This window comes from Undibacterium sp. FW305-107 (assembly GCF_058788535.1).
The window spans coordinates 248,580-275,463 of the sequence record NZ_JBYTAV010000010.1 but is presented as its reverse complement, the minus strand read 5'-3'; the positions used below and the strand labels follow the sequence as shown (position 1 = coordinate 275,463).

Below are 26,884 nucleotides of genomic sequence, written 5' to 3'. Positions count from 1 at the left end.
GCCTGATATTTCCGCAGACATAGAGAGCAAGCTTGCCAGGACACATACAACCCCCGATCCATCATCAAGCAGTGTGCAAGTTGGCAGCGTCAATGCTGCTCTTGCTCGCGGCTGGATGCATGCTGGGCTGTGACAAGCAGGGAGAAGGCAAAGTCTTGCAACTGACAGACTGGCTAAGGGTAAGCAAGATCGCGACAGATGCACAACAACCCGGCTCCGGTGATCAATCTCTGCAATATGCCCTACGCAAACCGCAAAGATTCTGGTTCATTGCCTATGATGATTGGCCAGACCTGAGCTACGATCTGGTGAATGTGATCGATGACAAAAACATCCTGGTTGCCAGAAGCAGCAAGTACGCCAAAACCCAGGCGGCCAAAGATGGCAAGGCAGCAGACACGCAAGTCAGGCTGATGAGCAACTACGGTGAACGTGAAGACGTGCTTTGCCCATCGCCAGATTTGATCAATGCGCCTGCCAATAGCGATTTTATCGATTGCGTGGAAATCAGCAAGCTCAACAAATTGACAGTCAAGCGCACGGATTTTCACGGCAAGTTACTGCAAACCGTTAGCATGGTCGCGAACGAATGGGATGACCTGAGCACACAAAAGAATGTAGCCTATTACGATGAGCAGCAACAAGCTTATATCCTGGAAATTGGCAAGGACAACACCTACTGTCGCCTGATCATGCCTGGCAAGGAAAAAAGCCAGAACTTTGCCTTGAACCTTATGGATACCACAAACAAGTGCGATGATATGGCCACCTGGGCAGCCATCACTCGCAAGAAATTGAGCAAGGCTCAGTCTTTTGGTGAACTGGGCAAAAATGCCGCAATCTGGAAAAAACTGGAAGCGTCCAATCCGGGATGGATGCCGGTCAAAGTCATCGCTACAGATAAAAGGCCGCAAGCCCTGCCCACCAAATAAGTCTGAAGCTCACTAGACTTAAAATCTGCAAGACATTTGACACTTGTTATCACTTCAGCAGTCCTGCCGCAGTATGCAACGAGTAAAATTTCGCCAAGCATGGCAAAAACACTCCATCCCCACTTACACAAAACGGTAACCCAAGATCGCCACACATGATAGTCAGAACCTTAGTCGTCATTTGTGCCATCATCTCGATTTATTTTGGCATAGACAATCTGCAAAAACTCAATGCCATGCGTATTCCGGTGAGCGAGTTTGAGCAGGTTGACGGCAGTCTTGTCCTCCTGGTGCATGACGTAGACAATAACCCCGGCTATGTTGTGAATGGCAGTTTCAACAAGCAATTACTGCAACTGACCTACAGCTATAACCTGAACGGTGTGGAAAGAACCACCGACACCATATCCCCTATCTGCACCCGTTGCGAAGCCAAGCATGTCTTGAGGATGACAGGATTAAAACCAGCTGAGCTGGTTCCCGGTGCCCAGCTCAAGGTCTATGTATCCTTAACTGACCCGACCAAAGCCTACCTTGCCCTGCCGACTTCTGGTGAACAGCAGTCGCAAATGTGGACGGTATTCTTGTGGCTGATCTTTGCACCAGCCATGTGCCTGTTGTTTTACAAGCTGGAAGGCAGTGGCAAGGGGCCGGATGAAGGTTCAGCCAAGGCAACTTAGAATTTTGAACTACGCCAGCATTCATCAACTGCGTCTGCCATCCCATCAAGTTTAATCCTTTGTTTTTAAATTTAGTTGCGTTTGACAACAATGGCTTTTTACGCCTATGATTGTTGCGTAAAGCAACCAATATTTAAAATGAACGACAATTCCAGCACTGGCACCCTGATCAGGGAATTTGCCCGACTCTATGTACGAGACCAGCGCAACCATGCTTGCGGGGATGCCGCATCAACAGTGCAATGTCATTTGATGACTGAATTATTGCGCGAGGACGGGCTGACTCAGCAGGCCCTGGTGAAACGCCTGGGCCTGGATAAAAGCTGGATCAGCCGTGCCACAGATGCCCTGGTTGCCGATGGCACCATCAAAAAAACCACCAATCCTGATAATCGCAGGAGCGTCAACCTGAGCCTGACCCCGGCTGGCCAGCAGCGCGCCAGCCAGCTGGATGCACAATTGAACAGGCACGCCGACCAGTTACTGTCTGCCGCGAGTGCAGAACAAATAGCCCTGGTGCGGGCCGCCATGCAGCTATTGCTGCCTGCAGTACAAAACCGCACAGCAAGCACTTGTACACCTGTCAAAACCAGACCTGCCAACAACCGCAAGAGATTGCATTTACCTGCCAGTGAGTTGCAGATTGCTCCAGCCAGCCAAACAGAATGGGCCGCTATTGCCAGCCTGCTGCAAGATCTGGACTTGCCGCTGGATGGCGCACAGGAACATATCAACAACTTTCAGTTGATATACGCTGGTGACAATTTCCTGGGCTGCGCCGGTCTGGAGATATATGGCAAATCCGCCCTCTTGCGCTCACTCGCCATCAAACCTGAGGCGCAAGGCCAGCAATGCGGTACACGACTGTTACAACACATGATCAACACAGCAGGCGCAGCTGGTGTGAAACATTTGTATTTATTGACGACAGATGCAGATGCTTACTTTCACAAACTGGGGTTTGAAAAAATCGACGCTGGCAAATTGCCGACATCTTTACAAGCTTCGCGACAGCTACAAGGTGCCTGCCCTGCATCAGCAATAGCCATGCTGTTGAAAATCAAAATAACAAATTAATCAAAAGCTGCCCAGACAATGAAGCATACGCCGCACGCCTACCAGACCATCGCCATACTCGCTGTCACGCAAATCCTGTCCTGGGGTTCCTTGTATTACGCCATCGCCATCCTGGCACCAGAAATCCAGCGCGAGATGGCCTGGCGTGCGGAACTGGTGTTCGCGGCATTTTCATGGAGCCTGCTGGTGGCTGGCATGATTGCCACCTACATCGGTATTTTGCTCGACCGTCACGGCGGCAAGTTCGTCATGGGCATGGGTTCACTGACTTGTGGCACAGGCTTGATCATACTCAGTCAGGCACAAAACCTGGCCATGTATTATTTTGCCTGGAGCATACTGGGCATGGCCATGGCAATGACTTTATATGAAGCCGCATTTGCCACCCTGACCCAGCAATTCAAAGAACACAGCCGTCAAGCGATTTCTACCCTGACCCTGTTTGGCGGTTTTGCCAGCACGGTATTCTGGCCACTGACCCAGCAATTGAATACTTTACTGGGCTGGCGGCATACTTATCTGGCCTATGGCCTGGCGCAAATCCTGCTGTGCCTGCCCTTGCATTTGCTACTACAGAAAAAAAGCAAAGCGCAAGACAGCGTCACACCTGTCATAAAACAAAAAAAACACTTCAGCCTGCAAGAAGCGGTACGCCACCCTACCTTCTGGAAACTGGCCCTCGCTTTCGCTGCCAACAGTTTTGTTTTTTCTGCCTTGTCAGTACATCTGATCCCCTTGCTAAAGGAAATGAATCATCCCGCCACACTGGCGGTGTTGATGGCGGCCCTGATCGGCCCCATGCAGGTGGTGGGTCGCATAGGAGAAATGACGATAGCCAGAAATGCCTTGCCACAAACCGTGGGTAAATTCACTTTTGCAGCCTTGCCCGCAGCCTTGCTGGTACTCATCTTCATCGGTACACAAGCCTGGGCAGTTGCGCTGTTTTGCATACTGTATGGCCTCAGCAATGGCATACTGACCATCGTACGCGGTACGATACCGCAAACCCTGTTTGGCACAGAAAACTATGGTGCTATATCTGGTGCCATGTCTGGCCCTGCCTTGTTTTCAAAAGCGGCTGGGCCGCTGCTAATCGCCAGCCTGATTCATCACACGACATCGCCCTATCCTATCCTGGCTTGCTTGTTACTGTTTGCTCTGACGTCACTGACATTTTATTTTGCCGCCTTGCGTAGTGCGCAGCATTAGGACATGTCTGTTTTCTTGTCGGTGTCGTAGGCGGTGTATTTCCTGGCATCGCCTTTCACTTGCCCTACCGGATATTTGATCGCGTTCAGGACGATTTTTTCCATACTGGCAGCGAACAAATCCACTTCCAGTGCATCAGCCAGCATGACCAGGTAATTCAGCACATCGGCCATCTCATGACGGATGGCTTTCTTGGCCTGTTCATCGAGCTCTTCTGCCCTGCCGGTTGGCAGCCATTGAAAAATCTCCAGTAACTCTGCCGCCTCAACAGTCAGCGCACTGGCCAGGTTTTTGGGTGTATGAAACTGCGCCCAATCGCGCTCAGCAACAAACTGGCGCAAACGATCGCGGATATCTGTGTATTGAACTTCAGGTGCTATAGTTGTCTGTGACATGGTTGAATGAAGTAAGCTGCAGAAAAAGATGACTGAGTCTGTCATCAGCGCGGACGGTATTGTACATGGCCAGACCAGACAGCCCCTCAGTTTCACTCAAGCCCCACCTGCATCAAGTACTGTCGTTATTTCAATTACCCGCAGACACCAGCTTTTCACCGATAAAAATGCGATAATTTTTGATACGCCCGGTAACCTCATCACTGCCCTGGCGTGGGGTATAGCGGAAACCGCTAATTCCAGGCTTGCTACCCAGATCAACGACCAGCCTGTGCGGATGTGGCAATGCAATTTTGCCATTCAAGGCCGTGTGCCAATGATCAGATGCCTGGCCGTTAATCGCATTCAGGGCAGAACCATCTTCGCGCACGCTTTCTTCACTATCGGCATAGGCAATGGTCCAGGTCGCCTGGCTCATGATTTTTCCATCGAGGTCTAATAATTCAATTTCCGCGATTGCGGCAAAGCCTTTGCCATCAAAATCATCCAGGGATTCGAGACAGAACTGTGTGCCAAAGACTGTTTTGGCGAAACGGATTTCCTGCTGTGCAGGTCCAGCTGAAAAACTGCCTCCATGAACCGGCAGCAAACCTGCCAGCATAAGCTGCCCCCGATTATTACGTGGGAAGAAGTCCTTCTCTGGCCGTAGTTGATCAAGTACAGGCAATTTGAGCCCCGTGATCTCGTTTCTGTCTGGTCCAGACAAGTCCAGCACAATAATTTCATTGCGGCCAGACTTCAACCATGGGCCGGGCAAATACATGGTCTGGGTAGGCCCTATATTCCAGAAACGCCCGAGGCAAATACCATTCATCCAGACTGCACCCATGCCCCAGTTGGAGACATCCAGGAATGTATCGCCAACAGTAGTGAGGGAAAAACTGCCACGCCAGAATGCAGGTTTCATCACATCTGTAGAAGCAAACTTGTCAGACACAAGAGGCTGCCAATCCAACACAGGCAGTTGTGCATCGGCACCAAAGTCCAACGCACGTATTTCCCAATTATTGATGAGTTGTTTTTCAGGGCTGGAACTGCTGCCAGTCCTGGGAATGAAATAGACGGGGCCGTGCAGGCCCTTGCGGTCATGCATCTCTATACCAAAATTCACCCGCGCAATGGTGTACAGCAAAATCTCCAGCTTAACTTGCCTGGTGCGCGCTGGCAAATTGACGCGGAAGCGGCGGCTGCGCGCATCCATCACGCCTGCAGCTTTGCCATCAATAAATACCCAGGCCAGGTCGCGTACCAGAGCAGCATCAAGCACGCCTTCAGGGCCAGCAGGTAAAGTGGTGGCATAAGCAATCAGGCCGCGACTGATATCGTAGTGTTCAATCGCCTGTGGCGATACAGCGTGGATGACTGCACCTGGAAGATTTGCCATGACTGCGGCAGTTTCTGTCAGCTTGAATGTGGGGATGGCAATCACAGGGTTTGCTGCAGGTGCTACTGTCATGCTTTCACCGGGTAACAAATACGGCGCAATCGTCGCACGGAATTGCGCGAATTTATCGCCCATCCATCCCGCTTCGCTGATCGGTGCATCATAGTCATAGCTGCTGGTATCGGGCCGCATGGGACGGTCACATCCAGCCCACAGACCAAAGGAAGTTCCGCCATGTGCCATATACAAACTGAACGAGCCATTGGCTTTAAGCATATAGTCCAGATCGCGAATGACCTTGCCCATGTCACCACGCTTATGTGGCGTACCCCAGGTATCGAACCAGCCGGGGTAAAATTCACCACACATCAATGGGCCTTTTTGCACTTCAGCCAGCACCTTAAAGCCCTGCTCAGGATTAGCCCCAAAATTGGCAACGGAAAACAGCTCGGGTATGTGTGAGCGGACGACGGCATTAGTAGGATTGCAGGTAAACATCGGCACATCAAAACCGGCATTCAGCATGATTTTGCGCATCAAACGCATATAGGCTAAATCACTGCCAAAGAAGCCATATTCGTTTTCCACCTGCACCATCAGGATGGGGCCGCCCCGGGTAATCTGCAGAGGGCCCAGGATGCGCCCTACTTCACGCAGCCAACGGGCGGCTGGCTCAATAAAACGCGCATCACTACTACGCAAAAAGTTACCCTCATGCTTGAGCAACCACCAGGGCAAGCCACCCATTTCCCATTCCGCACAGGCATAAGGCCCTGGTCGTAAAATAACCCATAAACCTTCTTGCTGTGCCAGGCGACAAAATTCTGCAGCATCACGCTGGCCTTGCCAGTCATATTGCCCTTCATGCCATTCGTGATAATTCCAGAACAGATAGGCACACACCACATTCAAGCCCATAGCCTTGATGGCTTTGAGCCTGTGCAGCCAATATTCCCTTGGCACGCGCGCAAAATGAATCTCGCCACAGCGTATCTGAAGGCGTTTTCCATCCAGTAAAAAATCTGTCTCGCCAATTGCAAAATGATGCGTAGCACCAGCATTGCTTCTGGCATCTGCGGCTTGCGAAATCGGGCTCAGCGCGCTGGTAGCAAAAGCTGTTGCGATAGTTTGCAGAACACAGCGGCGGGAGATGTGATTTTTCACTGAGCCAAGAGTCGGACTATTTATAAAATAGTCTAGTCTCGCAAATTTCCCTGCCTCCAGGTTCGCAAGTTGATGATTGTTTTCACTTTATCACTTCCTGTTTATTCCTGATCAGTTTTCCAGGAAGCGTTGTGCATCCAGTGCCGCCATACAACCTGTACCTGCGCTGGTGATGGCCTGGCGATAGATATGATCCTGTACGTCGCCAGCAGCAAACACGCCCGGTACATTGGTGGCTGTTGCCATGCCTTCAGTACCGGTACGGGTTTTGATATAACCGTTTTTCATGTCCAGTTGACCATCAAAAATGCTGGTATTCGGTTTGTGACCAATCGCAATGAATACGCCATGCAGCGTAATAGGGGTAATTGTTCCATCAGCCGCTTTGACATTGATGCCGGTTACACCAGATTCATCACCGATAACTTCGTCGAGCGTATGGTTCCATTTGACTTCGATCTTGCCTTCAGCAACCTTGGCCATCAGGCGATCTATCAAGATTGCCTCTGCACGGAACTTGTCACGACGGTGGATGACAGTGACCTTGCTGGCGATATTTGACAGGTACAGGGCTTCTTCCACAGCGGTGTTGCCACCACCAACCACAGCCACTTCCTTGCCACGGTAAAAGAATCCATCGCAAGTGGCGCAGGCAGAGACCCCTTTGCCCATGAAGGCTTGCTCAGACGGCAGGCCCAGGTATTGTGCAGATGCACCAGTAGCGATAATCAGGGAATCACAAGTGTATTGCGCCTGGTCGCCGATCAGGCGTATCGGTTTTTCGTCCAGCTTGGCAGTGTGAATGTAATCAAAAATGATTTCTGTATTAAAGCGTTCTGCATGCTGCAAAAAGCGTTGCATCAGTTCCGGGCCTTGTACGCCCATAGGGTCAGCTGGCCAGTTTTCTACATCTGTTGTGGTCATCAACTGGCCGCCTTGTTCTACACCGGTGATCAGTACAGGTTTCAGATTGGCGCGGGCAGCGTACACCGCTGCGGAATAACCTGCGGGGCCAGAGCCAAGAATTAATACGCGGGCATGTTTGGGTGTGGACATAGTAGTGAATAGATATTGTGGCGATACTGTATTAGAGCGCAAAATGACGCGACAGATGCTGGACAAAGCGCTCAGGCTCCAGGTAGCCGATAATGCGGCTGTTTGGCACTTCCTTGCCGTTGCGATCAAACAGGATGATGCCCGGTGGCCCAAACAGGGAGAAGCGCTTCATCAGTGCTTTTTGCATATCGCTATTGGCGGTCACATCAACTTGCAACAAGCGCAATTGCTTGAGCTGGGCGCTGACTTTGGGTTCAGAGAAGGTAAACCTCTCCATCTCCTTGCAGGACACGCACCAGTCGGCATAAAAATCCAGCAATACTGGAGCGTCTGCCTTGGCAAGAGTGGCCTCAAGTTCAGCTACACTTTGTATGCGTGTGAATTTATTCTCTGCATGGTTCTTTGCATCGCCAGTAGCCAGTTGTGTCCCACTATTTTCTGTAACGCGCAAATGTGCCAAAGGCTGCAAGGCATCCTTGCCATTGCTGGCAGCACCGATCAACTCAAACATCCCCACCAGCATGAAAGTGACACCCAGAGCCCGCGCAACATAAAGACGCAATTTGGCACCTGCTGGTATAGGGTCAAACACATGCAGGAAGACCGCGCACAGGATGGCGAAAGCACCCCAGGCAGCCATCATCACCGTCACAGGGAATACTGGCGACACCATCCAGATAGCGACTGCAATCAGCAGCAAACCAAACAGTTTCTTGACATGGTTCATCCAGGCCCCGGCTCGTGGCAGCAGGCTACCGGCAGAAATGCCCGTCAACAGCAAAGGTACACTCATGCCTGCTGCCATGGAAAACAGCGCCCAGGCACCGATCATGACATTACGGGTCTGACTGATATACAGCAAGGCACCCGCCAGTGGCCCGGCCACACAGGGGCCGACGATCAATGCAGACAAAGCCCCCATGACAAACACACCCAGGAATTTGCCACCACTGAAACTGCCACTGGTTTGACTCAGACGGCTTTGCAAGCCACCAGGCAATTGCAATTGATAGACATCGAACATCGACAAAGCCAGGCCAACCAACAAAGCACCAAATGTCAGTAAGACCCAGGGTTTTTGCAAGGCTCCGGCCAAGCCTTCACCGGCCAGGCCTGCAGCCACGCCCAGCAGGGTATAAACCATGGCCATGCCCAGGCAGTATGACAACGCCAGCATGAAACCGCGGCCACGCGATACATTGCCCTCACCCACGATGATGGATGACAGGATAGGCACCATAGGTAATACGCAGGGAGTAAAAGACAGCAGCAAACCAAATACCAGGAAGGCCAGGCCTATGCGCCACAGGCTGCCGCTTTGCAAGGTGCGCTGCGCCAGAGAACTGTCATCTTCAGTATGTGCGGTATCCTTGGCAGGCACAGGCGAAGCAGATATGCTGGCTGCTGCAACTTGCGTAAGCTGCTCTGCGGGCACCACACTCAACTTACCCGGTACAGAAGTATCCACCTTGTAGTGTTGTTCTGCAGGCGGATAACACAAGCCTGCATCAGCACAGCCCTGGTAGCCTACCTTCAAAGTGAAGACCTTGTCCGCTTTGGTGACGGGCAATTCCACCACCAGTTTATCCTGGTAGGTTTCAACTTCCTTATTGAAGGTGGTGTCGAATTTGCGTATACCGTCCGGCAAGCGAGGTTCAGCAAGAGCGATACCTTGCTCTACTGCATTGAAACTCAGGCGCTCTTTGTAGAGATGGTAGTCCTTGGCGATAGCCCACGAGAGCACCAGAGTTTTTGCTCCATTGACATCATTCAACTGTGCCTGCAGCTGGAATGCGCGCTCTGGCTCCAGAAAATCATCGGCATGGGCAAGCGGATGCAATAAGCTCGCTATCAACAATATCGGCAATAGCGACAACAGCCGCAATGCAGAAAACCATTTATAAAAATACTGCTTCATATGAACTCCTGTTTTTAGCAGCAAAGCTGCTACCACTGTTTGCTGATACCCAGTTGTATACTCTGCGCTGTCAATGCTGCCAGGCCTGGACTACCTTTGTGGAATAGTCGCCAGCTACCGCGCTGCTCATAGTTTTCCAGCTTGATGTCTACTGTCCAGTCACTCGTCAGTTGTTTGCTGACCTTGAAGCCAAAGCTCAGTGCGCCAAAGCCGGACAAACGCTGATCGGCAGAACTAGGCTGGGTAGAAGCAAACTGATAGCCTGGCGGGAATGGCGCGCCGAGTTGCGCATCATAGACGGGGTCAAAATAAAAACTGGCTGCACTTTGGGTATACACGCGCAACGATGGCGTCACTGTCCAGCCTTGTGCCAGCGGTTGTACATATTCCGCCGTCAGGGTATGCGCCTTGACATCGTAAGTGTCGTTGTAATAGCGATAGCTGAAACGGCCCGTGCCACCCGTGCCAAGAAAGTGGTGATTCCAGCGGGCTAACAGCGTGGTCTGATTACGCTCCCGTGGTCTACGATCCAGCGCCTTGTAAGGGTCAGAGAAATATCCCTCACCTCTGCTATGACTAAGCGTCAATTGGACGATGTCTTCCGCAGTGAGAATCTGCGTGACGCCTGCCATGATGCTCGTGGTCTTCTTGGTTTCGTTCTTGACGATCAGATTGGTGGGATTGATGCGGTCATGGCTGCCACCCAGACCGACAGTCCAGGTAGTATTTTTATCTTCTGAAGAAAAATTCCCGGTTAAAGACAGGGCACGTGACTCGTAATCATGCTCAGTTGAATATGCAGTACCGACTGTCAGACTGGCGCGTGGGAAATAGCGAGTGAACGCCACGTCACCGGCAGTACGCTGGTCATTCATGCGCGAGGCACCAGAGATCGCTGTATGGTAGCGTGGCGAAGCACCCGATACATCATCCGAAGTCAGGGTAGCATCGAGTGACCAGTCTGCCCCCAGGGGAGTAATCAGCGACAGCGAAGGCGAGTTTGCTGTAATGCGTTTCAGACCCGCCTGTTTTTCTTCATAGTTCAGATACTTGAGACTGAGACTGGCATGCTCGGGCGGCGTTTCGGCCTTGACGACACCGGGTAGTAGCAAGGCGGCAGTCAGCAGTGCTGCGCCTATGGTTTGCATGTCAGGTGAAGCAGGCAAGGTTTCAGATACGGTCGAGGCAATAAGGGGGACCGAAGTTTTTTCAATAATTTTAGTCATGTCGAAATTCTCTGATTAATTGCAACCACAACCGCCACCACCCACGCCAGCACCACCAGACGCTGATTCGCGGCTGGTGTAAATGTGTTCGCCGTAACGGGATTCGAGCCTGTCGTTTTCAAAGGTCATGGCAGATTTCGCCAGATTGCCTTTTTCCCAGGGCTGTACAGATTTGATCGTGCTGCAACCAGACAGCGTAAATGCGGCACCGGCTATCAGTAACAGGGACGTGGTTTTCTTTACTATGATCTTCATTTGATTGCTCCCAATGAAGATTTTATTTTTTCTTCCAGCGCAGCCCTGTCGGCCTCCTTGAAGCCTGCATGCTCAAAGATGATTTTTCCATCCGGGCCTATCAGCACGCTGCTGGGCATGCCTTTCACACCATAGCTGCGGGGAGTGGCACCAGCCGGATCAAACGCCACCAAAAAACGGGCTGGCGTGGTCGCCAGAAACTGGCGGGCATCTTCATTTTTCTGATCCAGGTTGACACCAATGATTTGCAAACCCTGGGCACCATATCTGGATTGCAGCTCATTCATCCACGGGAAAGACTGGCGACAAGGACCACACCATGAAGCCCAAAAATCGAGATACACCAACTTGCCCTGATACTTGGCCAGATTGATATTACCTTCCACACCCTTGAGATCAAATGCCGGGGCGTTACTGCCTTTATCCAGCGCCATTGCCGACGATGCCATGACTAGTGCAGCAATACCCAACGCAAAGTGTTTTTTGTATATATTCATAGAGAATTTCATATTCACATCCCATATCCTGTAACTTAATATCCTGAAACCTGAAAACCGGACCGCAGTCCGGCTTTACTGATTAATCCTGCGTTCTGACCTGACGGGCCTGTTTTCTGCGCCAGATGATGACTGCAGCAGCCAGTATCACGAGAACAGGCAGCATGGGATCATTGCCATCACGGGCAACCGAACAACCACCGCCACCTTCATTTCTTGGTGCATTGACTGTCACAGACGGGGCGACGGCATTCACGGCAGTGCCTGAGAAGGCTATGCTCCAGGTCGTGCTGGTGTCAGAAGAACTGATGACGACGCTGCCATTATTGGTACCTGCAGTTGTTGGTGCGTAACTGACCACCAGTTCACAAGAGGTATTTGCCTGCAGGCTGAACGGGAAGCGTGGGCAGGATGAGCTATCCACCACCGCTGCATACGCACCACTAAAAGCAGCATTTGTCAGCGCAATCGCGGTATTGCCTGGGTTGGTCAGCGTGAAGCGTTTCACCAGATTCGCACTACCTATCGTGGTCGAACCAAAATCAAAGGATTGCGGATTGATATTCAACGTAACAGTCTTGACAGGGATCGCTACACCAGTGCCTGCCAGACCCAGACTGAGTTGCGCGCCACCATCGGTCACCAGCAGAACATTTGCTGCCTTGCTACCAGCGCTGCCAGGCTTGAAGCTGGTATCAATGGTGCAACTGGCTGCCGGGCTCAGTGTGCCGTTCACGCTGCATGTACCGGCCAATATAAAGTCATTGAGCTGGCTGCCATTCAAGACCAGGCTGATGATCTTCAGTGCCGCAGTACCGGTATTACTCAGCGTGGTCGTATGCTTGGCAGAAGAGGTGCCAACCTGTGTATCGCTGAACTGTACAGTGCTGGTATCTGACAAGACTGGTTTGGCAACCGCCTGTTTAGTCGCAGTGCCAGTAATAGCTACTTGCAATGGCGCGGCATTTGATGTCACGGCCAGGCTGGCACTGACATCACCCTCGACCGTTGGTGTGAATACCACAGGCACATTGCAGCTCGCGCCAACTGCGAGGTTGCTGCCGCAAGTGTTACCTGCACCCAGCGTAATTGCTGATGCGCCGCTGATCTTGATCGCTGTGAATGTCAAGGCAACGTTGCCGGTATTGGACAAACTGATCTGTTGTGTCAATGGTGAACCAGCTACTGTCTGAGCACCAAAGGCAAGCACGCTGGGTGTTGCGGTAATGGCTGGCGTTGCTGCTGCTGCATTACCTGCCAGGCTGATGACGGCATTGCCGTTCGAGGCATTGCTGGCAATATTCAATGCTGCCGCAAAAGCACCAGCAGTGGCCGGTGTTGCCTGCAAGGTGATGGTGCACTGGCCACCTGCGGCAACCGCAGCCTGAGTACTGCAAGTGCCACCTACGACAAAGATGCCTGCATTTGCACCACTCAAAGCGATGGAACTAAAATTCAATGCTGCCTGTCCGCTATTGCTGATCGTAACGGTCTGTGCAGCAGACGCAGCGTTCACCAGCAGCGTGCCAAAGTTCAGACTGCTGGCTGACACTGTCAGGCCAGCCTGGGCAGCAGCATTACCAGTGCCACTCAGCGTAACCAGGCTAATGCCGCCTGTCGCATTGTGGTTGATGCTGATGTTGGCAGTACGGTTACCCTGTGCTGTAGGTTTGAACGTGGACAGCACGGTACAACTGGCACTTGGTGCCAGTGAGCTGCCGCCCGCACAGCTGCCGCCAGCCAAATTAAAGTCGTTGGCTGAGCCACCTGTCAACGCAATTGAGGTGATATTCAAGGCTGCCGATCCAGTATTGCTGAGTGTTGTACTCAGGGCAGTGCTGGTCTGGCCTATGGTCGTTCCGGTGAATACCAAGCTGGCTGGCGACACTGTGGCGATAGGCCCGGCCACGACACCGGGGTTGCCGATAAATGCTGCAAGGTCAGCGATTTCATCTGCAGTGAATTTATTCCGGTACAGGTTTCCCATACCGCCTTTGTTTTGTGCAAAAGCATTGCTGATTTCCGTGGGATTATTCGCTCCGCGCAAAATGCCGTTGACGTTATTGGCCGGGCTGGCACCATGGCACGCAGTACAGCTGGTGCCGCCAGCAGTCGGGCCATTCAGGTACAGGCTTTTGCCATTCAGGGCGTCAGCGGCATGAGCTGTCGACATGCCGGTAGCCAGTAGTACCAATGTACCGCCCAGCACACCAGCCTGCTGCAGCAAGCGCGTAAAACGAAAATGCAAGTTCATCATAGTTTCCCTTCAATGATTAAAATTTTTTACTGCATGCAAACACCAAGAGCCATTCCATTGAATACAGCATGGGTCAACGCACATAGTCGCCAGTCGCGCGTAGCTTGGTACATCATCGCCAACAGCAGCCCAGGCAAAAAAACCGCCAGTACTACACTCCGTCCTGATGCCATATGCAAAACGCTGAACGCCGTTGCAGATATCAGCACCGGCATTAACTTCGCACTGATACCAGTGTGATAAAACCGGCCTATCACGTATTGCTGCAAACCGGCACGCACGACCAATTCTTCAAGAACCGGTGCCAACAACAAGAGCCGTAGCAGAGTCATCGCATCTACTGTCCACAACTGATTTCCACACATCGCTTGCTGAACAAAAAGAGGAGAGATAAGGTTCATCGATAAGCAATGCTGGTGAATTAAAAGAGGTTTTTCTTCGCATGAAAAAATAGACCTCTCCGTTTGTTTCAAGCGGTTAATGCGCCAATCATCCAAATTGGTTCAAAGAAAAATTAAATATTTTTTTTGACGTGAGAAAAAGCATCGGCAGCTTGTGAACTTGCAGGGGATTTTTGCAACGGAAATTTGAAGAGGAAAATTTGAAGAGGAAATATGATGAGAGAAGATAAAAAATTTCGTCATGGCGATGCGCTACAATCATTTACGAACACTTGTACTTGGCAAAATCTGGCAGACGTCACGCCAACCTATAAATAATGCAATCTACACAACAAATTCTCATCAAGCTGATGCCAAATATTTTTTACGCCCACATGAACCTTTTCCACCTGAACAGGTATTAACAGCTAATCGAGGAGAGTGCAGGCATGTTTGAGAATTGGGGATGGCGAGGTAAAACAGACAAGAAACGTCCAAATACCCCGGAAGCGCAGGAAGTTGAATTGATCACGTTGATTGCAAACGCCGATCGCCAGGCGTTTGAGGCTTTGTATCGCGTGTACTTTGGCAGGCTGGCCAGATTTCTGGACAAGATGACACGTGATACGCATTTGATAGAAGAAATAGTTAACGATACGATGTTGGTAGTCTGGCAAAAGGCATCCAGCTTTAACCATACTTCCCGCGTATCCACCTGGATATTTGCGATAGCCTATCGCCAGGCTTTAAAGGCCATACATCATTTTGACGAAGCAGTCGAATCCAATTTTGAACATCATGCAGCGGAAACCCAGTATGAACCAGAGCAGCAGATGTCAGCCCAGCAACTTGACGCTGATCTGAACCGGGCCTTGCGTGCCCTGCCCATGGAACAACGCGTTGTCGTCAGTCTGACTTATTATCATGAGATGGGATACAAGGAAATCGCTGAAACCATGGAATGCCCGGTCAATACCGTCAAGACCAGGATGTTCCACGCCAGACAGCGTTTGAGATTCATGCTTTCCGACAGCATGGAGGAAATATTATGAACACGAAAACCACGCAGGTTCATCCATCAGATGAATCTACCCATAGCCAGGTGCAGGACTTGCTGCCCTGGTATGTCGTCAATACCCTGCAGCCAGATGAAAAGCAACTGGTGCAAGCGCATTTGCAAACCTGCACTGCATGTCAGGATGATCTGCAATGGCAGCTGAAGCTGAAGAGCAGTGAACCGGCAGCAAGCACAGTCCCAGATGTGGATCGCGCCCTCGCCCGCCTGTTACCCAGGCTGGATACGCAGATACAAGCTATCAGGACTAAAGATAATAATTTGCTGACACGCTTGCAGTCCATGTTCAAGTCAGATGGCAAGACTCCCATGCGCTGGGGAATGGCAGTAATGGCAGCACAAACCGCCATCATCGTTGGGCTGCTTGCGCATATGGCCCTACCCGGACAGGACGACAGCAGTTATCGCGTACTCGGCAACGGTGAGCGTTCTTCCGGTAATATTGTGGTCGTGTTCAAACCAGAAACCACAGTCAGAGATATACAACGCATCATGTCTATGAACGACGCCCGCATCATTGATGGCCCCACGGTCACCAATGCCTACCTGCTCAATGTTGCCGATACCAGGCTGACACAAAGCATCAAAGAGTTGCGCGCTGAGGCAGGGATAGAGCTGGTTGAATCTCTGGGTTCGGGAGATGCAAAATGAAACCACGCTGGAATATAAGTTGGACCAATAGCCTCAATAAATTCGGCCTTTGTCTTTTCCTCGCATTGACGGTAGTGTCAGGCTCTACGTTGGCCAACACTGACACTGTCGTTGATCAGGAACAGAACACAGCAAAAGAACCTGAAGCCAAACGCCGGATACTGGTCATGCTCCATTTGCCAGCACCGCATTTTCGCCCGGATGTCAGCTATAGCGGCGGTTACAGCAATGATGTCAGCCGCACTGCCCGTCGCCGCATCGCCGAAGAGCTGGCACGCGCCCATGGACTGAAACTGCTGGAAGACTGGCCCATGCCAGTGCTGAATGTGGATTGCTTTGTCATGGAAGAAAGCGACACCATTTCTGAAGAGCAGACCATCGCCAGCCTGAGCAAGGATGCCCGCGTGGCGTGGGTGCAGACCATCAATACCTTTGATGCACAGGCAAAAAGTGATACCTTATTCCCGGTCCAGCCTGCGAACAAATACTGGCAACTTGATGAGATACGCAAGATTGCAACTGGCCGCAATGTGGTAGTCGCCGTCATCGACAGTGGTGTAGAAATCAAGCACCCTGATCTGGCGGGGCAAATCTCGCTTAATCAAAATTTCATCGATGGCAATCCCTATGTGGGTGAGAACCATGGAACAGGCGTGGCGGGCGTGATCGCTGCGCGCGCTGGCAATGGCGTGGGTATAGAGGGCATCGCCCCCAATACCCATGTCATGGCCCTGAGAGCCTGCTGGCAAGAGCCTGAAAACAAAACCCGGTGTAATAGCTTCACTTTGGGCAAAGCGCTTAATTTCGCCCTGACACAGGGTGTGCAGGTGATTAATATGAGTTTGTCTGGCCCGCCAGACCGCTTGCTGAAGCAATTGCTGGACGCTGCCATATCCCGCAACATCAAGATAGTTGGTGCCATGGACCCCAACCGTGCAGATGGCGGCTTCCCGGCTTCACATCCTGGCGTGTTCGCAGTGGCGGACAGCAAAACGAAGCTGCTGGCGAATGAGATACTGGTAGCACCGGGTCGTGACATACCAACGACAGCGCCGGGCGCACGCTGGAGCTTTGTCTCTGGCTCGTCTTACTCAGCCGCGCATATCTCGGGCATGATGGCCTTGCTCAGTGAACTGAAGCCGTCAGCCAGTCTCGCGCAAATCCGGGCTGATCTGGTGGTTAATCCAGTGAACCTTAGTGATGCCAATACCAGCGGGCAAGTCAACCTGTGCGCCACCCTCAACAGACTGACCAATAAATGCGCCTGCTCTTGCCAGTTGAGCGCGCCGTCAGCAAAAGCGGCGGCAACGGCAAATCAGCCATAACAGCATAAAATGCATATCGTGATACGAACTCATTAAGGAATGGTATTGCTTAAATTTTGCGTGATCCTGATCTTTTCTATCTTTGCTATTACTGGCAAGGCATATGCACAAGTCAGTGGCAGTATCACGCTTGCATCAGACTATAGCTATCGCGGTATCTCGCTGAGCAATGAGCAGCCCGTGGTGCAATTAAACCTGGTATATGACACCCCGGACGGCTGGTATGCCGGCGCCTTCGGTTCAAAAGTAAAACTCAATAGCAATAGTGGTGAGGGTGAACAAATCTTGCTGTATTCGGGGTTTTCTCAACGGCTGCGCTCAGGCATGATCTGGGAGGCCGGTGCTACCGCTGCTATTTTCCCAAAATCTACCGACCTTAATTACGGCGAAGTGTTTACCGGCCTGATGTTCGACAATCTCAGCGCCAGAATTTATTACTCCCCCAATTACATAGGGCTCAATAATAAAACCCTGTATCTGGAAGCCAATGCGGACTACCAGTTGCAAGAGCGCTTAGATGTGTTTTCACATATAGGCTGGCTGGTTTACCCCGACGGTAAAGTCGGGCAAGTCAACCGTAATCGGGTGGATGTGCGCGTAGGTGTGGGTGGCAATTTTTCTTCCTGGAAGCTGCAACTGGCTTACGGCATCACCAGACCACAGTACAGTTACAACACAGGAAAGTACCAGAACAACTCCCGCAACAGCCTGGTATTCAGCGCCAGCTATTTATTCTGATCGCCTTTCAATTTGACAGGTGTGTAAAGCAGACTAGAATACACAATCCCTCCTTAATTTTTCGGCAATAAAGCAATATTTTCCAAACAAATATTGCGATGCAAAAATAATGCTTACAAATTAAGCAGGCTAGCGATAGAATGCGTTATTAACAAATAATGCTGCATTGCGCCATTTTTTAAGCAATATGCTGTTTCAATTGGCGTCTATCTTCGTGATGCTTCAATTCCCCCTACTCTGGAGAGTTTCATGTCTTTGCTTACTGAACAATTATCATCTGCTGCCCAGAATCAATTGGCAAAACAAATTGCCGTTTTTCAAGCCTGGTCACAACTTGCCTTTGGCGGCCTGGAAAAACTGATCGCCCTGAATTTCAATACTGCCAAACAATCACTGGAAAATGCGAATAGCGTGACCCATGAATTGTTTGCCGTCAAACAAGCGCAAGAATTGCTCGACTTAAGCCGCTCGCAAGCTCAGCCACAGTTGGAAAAAATCCTGTCCTATGGTCGCGAACTGGCCAACATCAGCAGCGATACCAGGGCAGAATTGTGGCAAATCGTCAGCAAACAAGGTACCGTCGCCACAACAGTAACAGCGGCTGCAACTACTGTCGCAACACCAGCACCTAAAACTATTCCCGCTTCTGCCGCAAAACCTGCTGCAAAAAAACTCGCAGCCAAACCAATCGCAGCGACCAAACAATTGACCCTGCTGGCTGAGCCAGAAGCCAAAGCGGCAAAAGCACCAGCAAAAGCCAAGGCAGTCGCTAAAGTTGCAGAAAAACCAGTAGCCAAAGTCGCAGCCAAGCCTGCGACCAAAGCCCCGCTTGCAAAGACTGAAATCAAACCAGCCCCCGCAAAAACGGAAACAGCAAAAAAACCTTTGAAAACCAGTGCACCAGCAGTTGAAGTTGCACCTGCTGCACCCGCTACACCTGTGCCGGTGATTACACCAGTTGCGCCATTGCCAGCAGCAACAATAACTACAATAGAAAAAACTTTGGAAAAGAAAACCACTCCGGCTAAAAAGCCAGCTGCAAAAACTGTCACTCCAGACAGTGCAGAAGTAACTGCAGCAGACAGCAAACCTGCTGCCAGCACAGAGAAAAAATCTGCAGTGAAATTCCCATTTCCAGCCACACCAAATTTGAAGAAAGCACCTGGGTTTCCTGCAAATAACGGCAAACCAGCCTACAAGGCCAAATCTAGCGCCGCCACAGGTGCCAAGAAGCCTGTTCGTCAGTAATTACAATAGGTAGTAAAACCTAAGCCGCAGTGCAGATCAGCTTTGATCTGCACTGCGGCTTTGTAACATCAGCAGCCTTTCTCCCATCTTCACTCATCCAGACGACTGCCCCTTCGATAGTCAGAAGGGCTGCTGCCAGTCCAATGTTTAAAGGCACGGCAAAAACCCGTGGCATCGAAAAAGCCAAGATCGAAGGCCAGCGATGCTACTGCCGTGTTCGAGTTTGTCAGCCTGTGAACGGCAATATCCCGTCGCAGCCCGTCTTTCACGGCCTGGAAATGCGTTCCCTCTTCTGCAAATCGACGATTCAATGTACGTACAGAAGTGTGCAATGCCCTTGCGAGATCCTGTATCGTCACTGGTTGTGCAATGTGTAGCTCAAGATACTCACGCGTTTTGGCCACAACCGAAGCGCGATGAAATGCACTGAAGGTCCAGTCTTCTGGCGCACGTTTCAGGAATGCCCATAGCTCGTGCTTCTCGCGCTTGAACAGCTCAGCACAATCCTGATATGAAAAATAAATACTCGTCATGCCAGAATCGAAGCACAGCTCGCCGGGATACAGGAAGGCATAATCCTCCACATGCCTGGGCCTGGCAAAGCTGAACTCGACCCGGTGCAGGTTGATCTCCCTGCCAAGCAACCAGGATGCAATGCCGTGTATCAGCTTCATCATCAACTCATGTCCGAGTGGAGTGACCTGTGTACCGGGCGCTCTTTCCACCAGAGCCAGCCTTACCAGATTATTTTTGGTTGAAATCTGCAGCCGGTAATCATCCAGCAGCAGATTCCAGAAACGGACAAAACGATTCAAAGCGACCAGCACGGTTGGTGCATCCAGCAGGCTGAGCATGAGGTACTTCAGGGTACCAGTGCGAATAGGCCGGGACCACAAGCCCAGCATCTCGTCATCCAGTGTCGCCGCAACTGTCCTGTACAGCGCGACGTATTGCTGACGCGTCAACCGTGCATCAGGCTGGTGGAGCAGGGACTGGGGGATAGCTGCACTCGCCAGTACCTGCGCGGCCAATTTTTCTCCATGATGGGTGCGCACGAAGTGCAACATGCCGTGCAGGAAGTGGGCCGAAACAGTAAGAGTGCTTTGCCAGGATAAGGTCATAGTTCTTTCATTATGGCGCATTTTGCATATCCATTGGCGTGATGTGCCGATTTTTCCTTCATCGCCGCCCTATACTTATTCATAATTTCTACGACGACTGTGACGTACGTTTGGCCGCTGCATGGCGTATTTTGCTTATCGCTACCTGCACACTTTCATTGATCAAAAGAGGAGCATGATTTGAATACAAGACGAATTGTCGTGACTGGCATGGGTATAGTGTCCCCCCTGGGTTGTGGGGTCGAGGCTGTATGGCAGCGTCTCTTGAATGGCCATTCAGGCTTGGCTTTACTGCCTGAAGAAGTCACTGAAGGGATAGCAGCCAAAGTTGCTGGCGTTGTGCCCGACTTGTCGCCAGATCGCCCATGGGGATTCGACCCTGCCCTCACTGTGGAACCCAAGGACCACAAGAAAATGGACAGGTTCAGCCTGTTTGCCCTGGCCGCAGCGCAGGAGGCCTTGAACCAGGCCCGCTGGCAGCCCGGCACCAACGGCGAACGCGAAAGAACGGCAACCATCGTGGGCTCAGGCGTGGGCGGGTTCGGCGCTATTGTCGATGCTGTGAGAACCACTGATGGCCGCGGCCCCAAACGACTTTCCCCATTTACCGTCCCCAGTTTTTTGGCCAATATGGCAGCTGGACACATTTCCATTCGCCATGGCTTTCGTGGCCCGCTAGGTGCACCTGTCACCGCATGCGCCGCCAGTGCACAGGCCATTGGCGACGCAGCACGCCTGATACGCGCTGGCGAAGCGGATATTGCCTTGTGTGGTGGGGCCGAGGCCTGCATTGATCGTGTCAGCTTTGGCGCATTCGCTGCCGCAAGAACCATGTCCACCAGCTTCAATGAGCATCCCACGCAGGCATCGCGCCCCTTCGATATTGAGCGTGACGGCTTTGTCATGGGAGAAGGAGCAGGCATGCTGGTCATCGAAGAGCTGGAACATGCCTTGCGCCGCGGTGCCACGCCAATCGCTGAACTACTAGGCTATGGCACCAGCGCCGACGCGTACCACATGACGTCCCCACCCGCCGACGGCGACGGCGGGCGACGCGCCATGGAATTGGCGATACGGCAAGCAGGGCTAGCGCCGGAACAGATCGGGCATTTGAACGCCCATGCGACATCGACACCGGTCGGCGATATCAGCGAGCTGGCTGCCATCAAGGCGATATTCGGAACAGGTCGCGGCCCTGCCGTATCTGCCACCAAATCCTCGACAGGCCATTTACTAGGAGCTGCTGGCGGTGTGGAAGCGATTTTCACCGTGCTTGCCCTGCGCGATCAGATGGCACCTCCGACACTGAACCTGGCCCAACCCGACCCGGCAGCGGAGGGTATAGACATAGTCACCGGAACGGCCCGCACAATAGCAACGGACTATGCCATCTCCAATGGCTTCGGTTTTGGCGGCGTCAACGCCAGCCTTGTATTCCGTCGATTTTGATCTTTGTTGTGAGCAGAAAGAAGAGTTGAAATACAGGTCGCCGCATCATTGAGCAAGTCACTCACTGACGTCAATGACGAGCGCTGGGGTCTGCAAGTATCGCAGGCCCCATGAAAAATGTATCTCTGAAGCAAAAATTACACTTATTCCCCGTCTTTTAGGCCTGAAATTCCCTTGTAAGGCCATTTGATCGCTTAGAATGAATTAAACATTCAGCGATAATAAAATGAATCTTTACCAGTTAGCAGGCACTGTGTGCGCAGCGGGCATATTAATAGTAAGTCAAGGTGCGCTGAGTCAAAGTGCATATGCACAAGAAGCCATCACTGTAGCCTGGCGTATCAAGCCACCTCATCAATACCTCGAGAATGGTGTGGAGAAAGGCGTATTGCTGGAACGTGCCAAGCAGGTTTTTAGCAATGCCCAAATCCCTCACCGCTTCGTAGAAGAGCCGGCAAAACGTATCTGGAGTAATTTTTCTGGCGGTGCCAGAAATTATTGTTCATTTGGCTGGTACAGAATCGCCGAGCGAGAAGCGCTGGTACAGTTTTCCGAGATATTTCATACTGACCCGCCACATACCTTATTGGTCAGCCCGGCTGCCACAAAACAGGTCGCCGCACATCGCACTCTGAAGTCCTTGATGTCTGATCCCAACCTGACGCTGGGTGTGGTCGATGCAGTTTCATATGGCCCGGAACTGGATGCCATGTTCACGACCACTAAAAACAAGGTCGAGCGCAGCACTACCCTGCCCATGATCATGGCCCGCATGGTTGCCGCCAACCGTGCGTCCTATATGCTGATAGACAGAGAAGACTGGGAATATCTGAAGGACAAGGAAGAAAGCCTGAGCCAGACCACGCAAATGGATTTGCAAGGCATGCCTGCAGGCTTGAACCGTTATATCGTTTGCAGCAAGGATGTCAGTACCGAGCAAATGCGCAAGATCAATACGGCTTTGCTCAAGATTTATCCGGTGAAGAAATGAGTGCTAATAAACCAGGCTGGCTAGGTCAGCTTTTCCCACTCATCCCTGAGCAGGGCGTACATGGCGATATCGCGGTGTTTGCCGCGCGAGAATGTGGCACCTCGTGCAACCCCTTCTTTCTGGAAGCCACAATTGATCGCCACTTTTTCTGAAGCGATATTATCTGTGTTCATGTGAATTTCCAGGCGATTGATCAGCATGGTATTGAACAGGTAATTCCTGAGCAATTTCACAGCTTCGGTCATGATGCCTTTGCCGTGCAGGTTTTTGACAAACATGCCATAGCCGATTTCGCGGGAATTGAAATACGGCACGGTCTTGAAATGAAACACACGCCCTATCATTTTTTCATTTTCGTCGATGATCAAAAAAGTCTCGAACTGCTCTTTGGAGCGTGATTCATCTTCGAATTTTTTCTCTGCCACACCTGGCAACATTAATTCCTGGGATAAAAAATCACCCTTGGCATCAGGGTGATTCATTAACTCCAGCATGGGCAGTACATCTTCTTTTCTGACGTGGCGCAGGTGAAAACAACTTCCTTTGATCATGCAGATTCTCCTGTACTAAACAATTGTGTGACTGATACACCAGTGTTCAGGATGGACAAAGACTGTTGGCAAGAGTTCCCCGGAGTCACAAGAAATGTACAAGAACGCCTAGGTTTCCAGCAAACGCCTTTGCCTTTCTTTTTCTTCAAAGATGGCAGACTCGATTTCTTCCATGACAGCCTCCAGATCAACCGGGCGGGTATCTTGTGCAACGATGCCAGTCAATACGGTTTCCGGCGACAGCAAGCCTGCTGTGAACAACTTCCAGATTTCCTTACCAAACTTTGTACCGTTGAGCTCTGGTGCAAACTGGCCGAAGTAGGTCGCCAGATTGTTCACGTCTCTTTCCAGCAAGACACCCGCTTCGGTATTGCTGGCGGCATCTATCGCCTGCGGCAAATCGATGATGACTGGTCCCTCTTCATCGACGAGGATATTGAATTCAGACAGATCGCCATGGATGACCCCGGCGCACAACATCAGGACAACCTGATGCAATAACTGGGCGTGATATTTCCGCGCCAGCTCAGGCGTCAATTCCACATCGTTGAGACGGGGTGCGGCATTGCCATCAGCATCTGTCACCAGATCCATCAGCAATACACCTTCATGGCAGATATAAGGCCTGGGGACTTTGACACCAGCCGCTGCCAGGCGATACAAGGCATCGACCTCGGCATTTTGCCAGACTTCTTCCTGCATCTTGCGGCCATAGCGTGTGCCTTTTTCCATGGCGCGGGCCTGGCGGCTGTTCTTGACTTTACGACCTTCCTGGTAAGACGCCGCATTTTTAAAACTGCGCTGACTGGCTTCTTTATAGACTTTGGCACAACGAATTTCTTCGCCGCAGCGCACGACATACACGGTGGCTTCCTTGCCACTCATGAGCTGGCGCATGACTTCGTCGATCAAACCTTCTTCCTGCAGGGGCTGCAGTCGTTTTGGTGTTTTCATCCGGTCAGCGTGCTCAGGCTTTACGTGGCTTGCCGCCAGTTTTTACCAGCTTGACTGGCGCATGGCCACGCGACTTGTTACGCATGTCGTAAATCGTCTTGGCATCCTGCTCTGCCCGCTCTTGCGTGCGCATTTCGGGAATATCATCGTGCAGGGTGAAGAAATCAGCGGCCTGGGCGCGCATCACGTGCTTGATGGCTTCATCATCGCTGAGGTCAAATCTCTCTGTCATTAAAGTCGTGACTTCATCCAGATATTCTTCATAGGTCATCATGCTGGTTTTTCCTGTCTGTCATGAAGTGCGTTTGAAAACTGCGGCTGTGGATGCATTGCATCCATGGCAATCTTTGTAACGAATATGGTCTATAAAATAAGCGTACTTAGTGGGCGTACTCTACAGGGCAGGTTGCGCCTGAAAGATTACGCCGAAAGACCAGTATTGTACACGTGCTACCCGCTGACAACGGTGTTGCGCCTGTTCTCGGCTACAATGCCGCCTTCCCCGAAAAATTCCAGCCTGGATATTATTGTATGAGTATCATCATCCATGAGGCCTTGCGCGCCTATATAGACCCCCTGACCGAGCACGAATTTACTGCTCTGGAGCGTAGCATCCTGACCGAAGGCTGCCGTGATGCCCTGGTTTGCTGGGGTGAAATCCTGATAGACGGGCATAACCGCTATGCGATTTGTCAGCGCCATAATCTGCCCTACAATATTGTTCAAAACGACAACTTCAGCAATATCGAAGACGTGCAACTGTGGATGATAGACAATCATCTGGGTCGCCGCAGCGTGACCGACTTCCAGCGCGGCATGCTGGCCTTGCGCAAAAAGGAAATCGTCCTCGCCCGCATGAAGGCACAGGAAGAACAGGCACCATCAGACAATGCGGAAAGCGAAGTCGCCGTCCCTGTCGTCAAACCCACGCAAAGCCGCCAGGAGATCGCCCGTCTGGCAGGCATCAGCAGCAACGCCGTGGTACAGATAGAAAAAATCCAGAAAGCAGCAGCACCTGAACTGGTACAGGCGGTGCGCGATGGCACTATCTCCATCAGTGCAGCAGCAGCAATTGCCTCCCTGCCCAATGAAGATCAAGTCGCCGCTGTAGCCGGTGGCCGCAAGGAATTGCAACAAGCCGCCCGCCAGGTCAGGGGAAAAGTACGTGAACAAAAAGCCCCGGCCAAGGCGGTTGCAGCCGAAACCGCTGCGCCTGCATTGATGGAAGGTAGACAAGACAGCGCCAGCAGCAGCGGTGTCGATGAACTCAGCAGTCTGCGCCAGCAAGTCTTGCATCTGCAGACTGAGAACAGTGAATTGCTGAGCCAGATTGCGGCGCTGAAGGCCCAACTGGCAGGTTAAACAGAAACTTAAAGGTGGCGAATATGAAGAAACCCCGGCAAAGCCTGTCCAGCCTGTTCCTGAAGCAGGTGCCAGCAGCTGAGCGCGAACATATCCGCCATCTGGAAGAAATACAAAAAACGCACGAGGGCCGCCCTTTTCATTTCGATGACGGCAATCTGCGCATCATGTACCTGAACCCCAAATGCATGCAAAGTGCAATGAAGCTGGATGCGCCGGATGAACTGGTGTGCGCCTACTCACGCACAGTCATGGGCTTGCTCATGTTCCGCCCGCAGCCTCGCCATATCTTGCTGATAGGTCTGGGGGGTGGCTCACTGGTCAAATATTGCTATCGCCATTTGCCAGACTGCCGCATCACCGTGCTGGAGATCAATGCCGACGTGATCGCGATGCGTGAGCTGTTCATGTTGCCACCAGATGATGAACGTTTGAAAGTCATCCATTGCGATGCAGTCACACATTTGCAGACAAACACTTATGATGCCGATGTCTTGCTGCTGGATGCCTATGATGAAAATGGCCTGGTAGCTGACTTGAATACAGCCGAGTTTTATGCGATATGCCATGCCAATCTGGTGAAAAACGGCGTCATGGTCGCCAATGTCTGGGGCAAACCCAGTGCCCTGGCTGGCATGTTGAGCCGCCTGCGCCTACGGTTTGCGCGCCAGCTCAGCTGGACGCGTTCGCCTGATAGCTATAACCTCATCGTGTATGCCATCAAGGGGCTATTGAGTCAGGCCGATGAGCATGCGATAAAGATTTTGTCAGACCAGCATCCAGCATTGCAATTCCATGAACTACAAGGCCGATTGTTAAGCCTGCCCATCTCTGTCAATTACACTGATCCAGAAGAAGAACTGGCTGCACTCAAACAAAGTCTGGCGACTATCATGGTGCCTGATGCCAATGTCCCGCAAAACTATGCGGACTGGAAAAAGCAGATAGGTGAATAAACAAGCATCAAGATGTAAGCAAAACAGTTTAAG

At 51.6% G+C, this 26,884-nt stretch carries 26 protein-coding genes; 13 read left to right on the top strand and 13 right to left on the bottom strand.

Annotated elements, in window-relative coordinates; all coding sequences use genetic code 11:
* Nucleotides 1-92: 92 nt before the first annotated feature.
* The 4 genes from AC3WQT_RS22415 (at nucleotide 93) to AC3WQT_RS22400 (ending at nucleotide 3,898) form a co-directional block, all read left to right on the top strand.
* Entirely contained in the window at nucleotides 93-932 is an 840-nt protein-coding gene (locus AC3WQT_RS22415) for a hypothetical protein (protein WP_492707236.1), read from the top strand.
* Between the two features lie 155 nt (nucleotides 933-1,087).
* Nucleotides 1,088-1,612, top strand: a complete 525-nt coding sequence (locus tag AC3WQT_RS22410) for a hypothetical protein (protein WP_492707235.1) — start codon at nucleotides 1,088-1,090, stop codon at nucleotides 1,610-1,612.
* Between the two features lie 138 nt (nucleotides 1,613-1,750).
* Nucleotides 1,751-2,689: an arsenic resistance N-acetyltransferase ArsN2 gene (gene arsN2, locus AC3WQT_RS22405; RefSeq protein ID WP_492707233.1), complete on the top strand. Its 939-nt coding sequence runs from the start codon at nucleotides 1,751-1,753 to the stop codon at nucleotides 2,687-2,689.
* 18 nt (nucleotides 2,690-2,707) lie between these two features.
* The gene (locus AC3WQT_RS22400; RefSeq protein ID WP_492707231.1) at nucleotides 2,708-3,898 is read left to right on the top strand and encodes an MFS transporter; all 1,191 of its coding nucleotides are present in this window, start codon (nucleotides 2,708-2,710) and stop codon (nucleotides 3,896-3,898) included.
* Here the strand turns inward: AC3WQT_RS22400 and AC3WQT_RS22395 are convergent.
* The 9 genes from AC3WQT_RS22395 to mrtJ form a co-directional block, all read right to left on the bottom strand.
* Complete coding sequence (locus AC3WQT_RS22395; RefSeq protein ID WP_492707229.1) at nucleotides 3,895-4,293, bottom strand: nucleotide pyrophosphohydrolase; 399 nt, start codon at nucleotides 4,291-4,293, stop codon at nucleotides 3,895-3,897. The genes AC3WQT_RS22400 and AC3WQT_RS22395 overlap by 4 nt on opposite strands.
* A gap of 130 nt (nucleotides 4,294-4,423) precedes the next feature.
* A complete protein-coding gene (locus AC3WQT_RS22390) occupies nucleotides 4,424-6,841 on the bottom strand; it encodes a beta-galactosidase (RefSeq protein ID WP_492707227.1) in 2,418 nt (805 codons plus the stop codon).
* 111 nt (nucleotides 6,842-6,952) lie between these two features.
* Complete coding sequence (gene trxB / locus AC3WQT_RS22385) at nucleotides 6,953-7,897, bottom strand: thioredoxin-disulfide reductase (protein ID WP_492707226.1); 945 nt, start codon at nucleotides 7,895-7,897, stop codon at nucleotides 6,953-6,955.
* Between the two features lie 31 nt (nucleotides 7,898-7,928).
* The gene (dsbD, locus tag AC3WQT_RS22380; protein ID WP_492707224.1) at nucleotides 7,929-9,815 is read right to left on the bottom strand and encodes a protein-disulfide reductase DsbD; all 1,887 of its coding nucleotides are present in this window, start codon (nucleotides 9,813-9,815) and stop codon (nucleotides 7,929-7,931) included.
* A gap of 29 nt (nucleotides 9,816-9,844) precedes the next feature.
* Entirely contained in the window at nucleotides 9,845-11,041 is a 1,197-nt protein-coding gene (locus AC3WQT_RS22375; protein ID WP_492707222.1) for a DUF3570 domain-containing protein, read from the bottom strand.
* Between the two features lie 15 nt (nucleotides 11,042-11,056).
* On the bottom strand, nucleotides 11,057-11,296 hold the full coding sequence (locus AC3WQT_RS22370; RefSeq protein ID WP_492707221.1) for a DUF4266 domain-containing protein: 240 nt from the start codon (nucleotides 11,294-11,296) through the stop codon (nucleotides 11,057-11,059).
* Nucleotides 11,293-11,793, bottom strand: a complete 501-nt coding sequence (locus tag AC3WQT_RS22365; protein ID WP_492707219.1) for a TlpA family protein disulfide reductase — start codon at nucleotides 11,791-11,793, stop codon at nucleotides 11,293-11,295. Before AC3WQT_RS22365 ends, AC3WQT_RS22370 begins: the two co-directional genes overlap by 4 nt.
* An 82-nt stretch (nucleotides 11,794-11,875) precedes the next feature.
* Nucleotides 11,876-14,050, bottom strand: coding sequence for a choice-of-anchor D domain-containing protein (locus tag AC3WQT_RS22360; protein ID WP_492707218.1), 2,175 nt, complete (start codon nucleotides 14,048-14,050; stop codon nucleotides 11,876-11,878).
* Between the two features lie 26 nt (nucleotides 14,051-14,076).
* Nucleotides 14,077-14,547, bottom strand: a complete 471-nt coding sequence (gene mrtJ / locus AC3WQT_RS22355; RefSeq protein WP_492707217.1) for a JDVT-CTERM system glutamic-type intramembrane protease MrtJ — start codon at nucleotides 14,545-14,547, stop codon at nucleotides 14,077-14,079.
* A 332-nt stretch (nucleotides 14,548-14,879) separates the two neighbouring features.
* On the opposite strand from mrtJ, the gene AC3WQT_RS22350 reads away from it, so the two are divergent.
* The 5 genes from AC3WQT_RS22350 (at nucleotide 14,880) to AC3WQT_RS22330 (ending at nucleotide 19,467) form a co-directional block, all read left to right on the top strand.
* Complete coding sequence (locus AC3WQT_RS22350; RefSeq protein WP_492707215.1) at nucleotides 14,880-15,482, top strand: RNA polymerase sigma factor; 603 nt, start codon at nucleotides 14,880-14,882, stop codon at nucleotides 15,480-15,482.
* Entirely contained in the window at nucleotides 15,479-16,156 is a 678-nt protein-coding gene (locus tag AC3WQT_RS22345; RefSeq protein WP_492707213.1) for a zf-HC2 domain-containing protein, read from the top strand. Before AC3WQT_RS22350 ends, AC3WQT_RS22345 begins: the two co-directional genes overlap by 4 nt.
* Entirely contained in the window at nucleotides 16,153-17,481 is a 1,329-nt protein-coding gene (locus AC3WQT_RS22340) for a S8 family peptidase (RefSeq protein WP_492707211.1), read from the top strand. Before AC3WQT_RS22345 ends, AC3WQT_RS22340 begins: the two co-directional genes overlap by 4 nt.
* A 45-nt stretch (nucleotides 17,482-17,526) precedes the next feature.
* Nucleotides 17,527-18,219: a TorF family putative porin gene (locus AC3WQT_RS22335; RefSeq protein ID WP_492707210.1), complete on the top strand. Its 693-nt coding sequence runs from the start codon at nucleotides 17,527-17,529 to the stop codon at nucleotides 18,217-18,219.
* A 249-nt stretch (nucleotides 18,220-18,468) separates the two neighbouring features.
* The gene (locus AC3WQT_RS22330) at nucleotides 18,469-19,467 is read left to right on the top strand and encodes a phasin family protein (protein WP_492707208.1); all 999 of its coding nucleotides are present in this window, start codon (nucleotides 18,469-18,471) and stop codon (nucleotides 19,465-19,467) included.
* An 89-nt stretch (nucleotides 19,468-19,556) separates the two neighbouring features.
* Here the strand turns inward: AC3WQT_RS22330 and AC3WQT_RS22325 are convergent, their stop codons facing one another.
* Nucleotides 19,557-20,588 (bottom strand): AraC family transcriptional regulator ligand-binding domain-containing protein, encoded by a 1,032-nt coding sequence (locus AC3WQT_RS22325; protein WP_492707207.1) that lies wholly within the window; start codon nucleotides 20,586-20,588, stop codon nucleotides 19,557-19,559.
* A gap of 180 nt (nucleotides 20,589-20,768) precedes the next feature.
* Here AC3WQT_RS22325 and fabF point away from each other — a divergent pair, with 180 nt between their 5' ends.
* Both fabF and AC3WQT_RS22315 read left to right on the top strand, forming a co-directional pair.
* Complete coding sequence (gene fabF / locus AC3WQT_RS22320; protein ID WP_492707205.1) at nucleotides 20,769-22,037, top strand: beta-ketoacyl-ACP synthase II; 1,269 nt, start codon at nucleotides 20,769-20,771, stop codon at nucleotides 22,035-22,037.
* 226 nt (nucleotides 22,038-22,263) lie between these two features.
* Complete coding sequence (locus AC3WQT_RS22315) at nucleotides 22,264-23,028, top strand: hypothetical protein (protein WP_492707203.1); 765 nt, start codon at nucleotides 22,264-22,266, stop codon at nucleotides 23,026-23,028.
* A gap of 20 nt (nucleotides 23,029-23,048) precedes the next feature.
* On the opposite strand, the gene AC3WQT_RS22310 is transcribed toward AC3WQT_RS22315, so the two are convergent.
* The 3 genes from AC3WQT_RS22310 to AC3WQT_RS22300 form a co-directional block, all read right to left on the bottom strand.
* Entirely contained in the window at nucleotides 23,049-23,579 is a 531-nt protein-coding gene (locus AC3WQT_RS22310) for a GNAT family N-acetyltransferase (protein WP_492707201.1), read from the bottom strand.
* Nucleotides 23,580-23,687: 108 nt separating this feature from the next.
* Nucleotides 23,688-24,533, bottom strand: a complete 846-nt coding sequence (locus AC3WQT_RS22305; protein ID WP_492707199.1) for a PA4780 family RIO1-like protein kinase — start codon at nucleotides 24,531-24,533, stop codon at nucleotides 23,688-23,690.
* Nucleotides 24,534-24,546: 13 nt separating this feature from the next.
* Entirely contained in the window at nucleotides 24,547-24,804 is a 258-nt protein-coding gene (locus tag AC3WQT_RS22300; protein WP_492707356.1) for a hypothetical protein, read from the bottom strand.
* Between the two features lie 260 nt (nucleotides 24,805-25,064).
* On the opposite strand from AC3WQT_RS22300, the gene AC3WQT_RS22295 reads away from it, so the two are divergent.
* Nucleotides 25,065-25,895, top strand: coding sequence for a ParB N-terminal domain-containing protein (locus AC3WQT_RS22295; RefSeq protein WP_492707197.1), 831 nt, complete (start codon nucleotides 25,065-25,067; stop codon nucleotides 25,893-25,895).
* A 23-nt stretch (nucleotides 25,896-25,918) separates the two neighbouring features.
* A complete protein-coding gene (locus tag AC3WQT_RS22290; RefSeq protein WP_492707195.1) occupies nucleotides 25,919-26,851 on the top strand; it encodes a fused MFS/spermidine synthase in 933 nt (310 codons plus the stop codon).
* Nucleotides 26,852-26,884: the final 33 nt, after the last annotated feature.

Bases quoted from the DNA above. Each gene is read 5' to 3' on its own strand.
- AC3WQT_RS22415 (WP_492707236.1), top strand. From the start codon at position 93: ATGCTGCTCTTGCTCGCGGCTGGATGCATGCTGGGCTGTGACAAGCAG.
- AC3WQT_RS22410 (WP_492707235.1), top strand. From the start codon at position 1,088: ATGATAGTCAGAACCTTAGTCGTCATTTGTGCCATCATCTCGATTTAT.
- arsN2 (WP_492707233.1), top strand. From the start codon at position 1,751: ATGAACGACAATTCCAGCACTGGCACCCTGATCAGGGAATTTGCCCGA.
- AC3WQT_RS22400 (WP_492707231.1), top strand. From the start codon at position 2,708: ATGAAGCATACGCCGCACGCCTACCAGACCATCGCCATACTCGCTGTC.
- AC3WQT_RS22395 (WP_492707229.1), bottom strand. From the start codon at position 4,293: ATGTCACAGACAACTATAGCACCTGAAGTTCAATACACAGATATCCGC.
- trxB (WP_492707226.1), bottom strand. From the start codon at position 7,897: ATGTCCACACCCAAACATGCCCGCGTATTAATTCTTGGCTCTGGCCCC.
- dsbD (WP_492707224.1), bottom strand. From the start codon at position 9,815: ATGAAGCAGTATTTTTATAAATGGTTTTCTGCATTGCGGCTGTTGTCG.
- AC3WQT_RS22375 (WP_492707222.1), bottom strand. From the start codon at position 11,041: ATGACTAAAATTATTGAAAAAACTTCGGTCCCCCTTATTGCCTCGACC.
- AC3WQT_RS22370 (WP_492707221.1), bottom strand. From the start codon at position 11,296: ATGAAGATCATAGTAAAGAAAACCACGTCCCTGTTACTGATAGCCGGT.
- AC3WQT_RS22365 (WP_492707219.1), bottom strand. From the start codon at position 11,793: ATGAATATATACAAAAAACACTTTGCGTTGGGTATTGCTGCACTAGTC.
- AC3WQT_RS22360 (WP_492707218.1), bottom strand. From the start codon at position 14,050: ATGATGAACTTGCATTTTCGTTTTACGCGCTTGCTGCAGCAGGCTGGT.
- AC3WQT_RS22350 (WP_492707215.1), top strand. From the start codon at position 14,880: ATGTTTGAGAATTGGGGATGGCGAGGTAAAACAGACAAGAAACGTCCA.
- AC3WQT_RS22345 (WP_492707213.1), top strand. From the start codon at position 15,479: ATGAACACGAAAACCACGCAGGTTCATCCATCAGATGAATCTACCCAT.
- AC3WQT_RS22340 (WP_492707211.1), top strand. From the start codon at position 16,153: ATGAAACCACGCTGGAATATAAGTTGGACCAATAGCCTCAATAAATTC.
- AC3WQT_RS22330 (WP_492707208.1), top strand. From the start codon at position 18,469: ATGTCTTTGCTTACTGAACAATTATCATCTGCTGCCCAGAATCAATTG.
- AC3WQT_RS22325 (WP_492707207.1), bottom strand. From the start codon at position 20,588: ATGACCTTATCCTGGCAAAGCACTCTTACTGTTTCGGCCCACTTCCTG.
- AC3WQT_RS22315 (WP_492707203.1), top strand. From the start codon at position 22,264: ATGAATCTTTACCAGTTAGCAGGCACTGTGTGCGCAGCGGGCATATTA.
- AC3WQT_RS22310 (WP_492707201.1), bottom strand. From the start codon at position 23,579: ATGATCAAAGGAAGTTGTTTTCACCTGCGCCACGTCAGAAAAGAAGAT.
- AC3WQT_RS22305 (WP_492707199.1), bottom strand. From the start codon at position 24,533: ATGAAAACACCAAAACGACTGCAGCCCCTGCAGGAAGAAGGTTTGATC.
- AC3WQT_RS22300 (WP_492707356.1), bottom strand. From the start codon at position 24,804: ATGACCTATGAAGAATATCTGGATGAAGTCACGACTTTAATGACAGAG.
- AC3WQT_RS22295 (WP_492707197.1), top strand. From the start codon at position 25,065: ATGAGTATCATCATCCATGAGGCCTTGCGCGCCTATATAGACCCCCTG.
- AC3WQT_RS22290 (WP_492707195.1), top strand. From the start codon at position 25,919: ATGAAGAAACCCCGGCAAAGCCTGTCCAGCCTGTTCCTGAAGCAGGTG.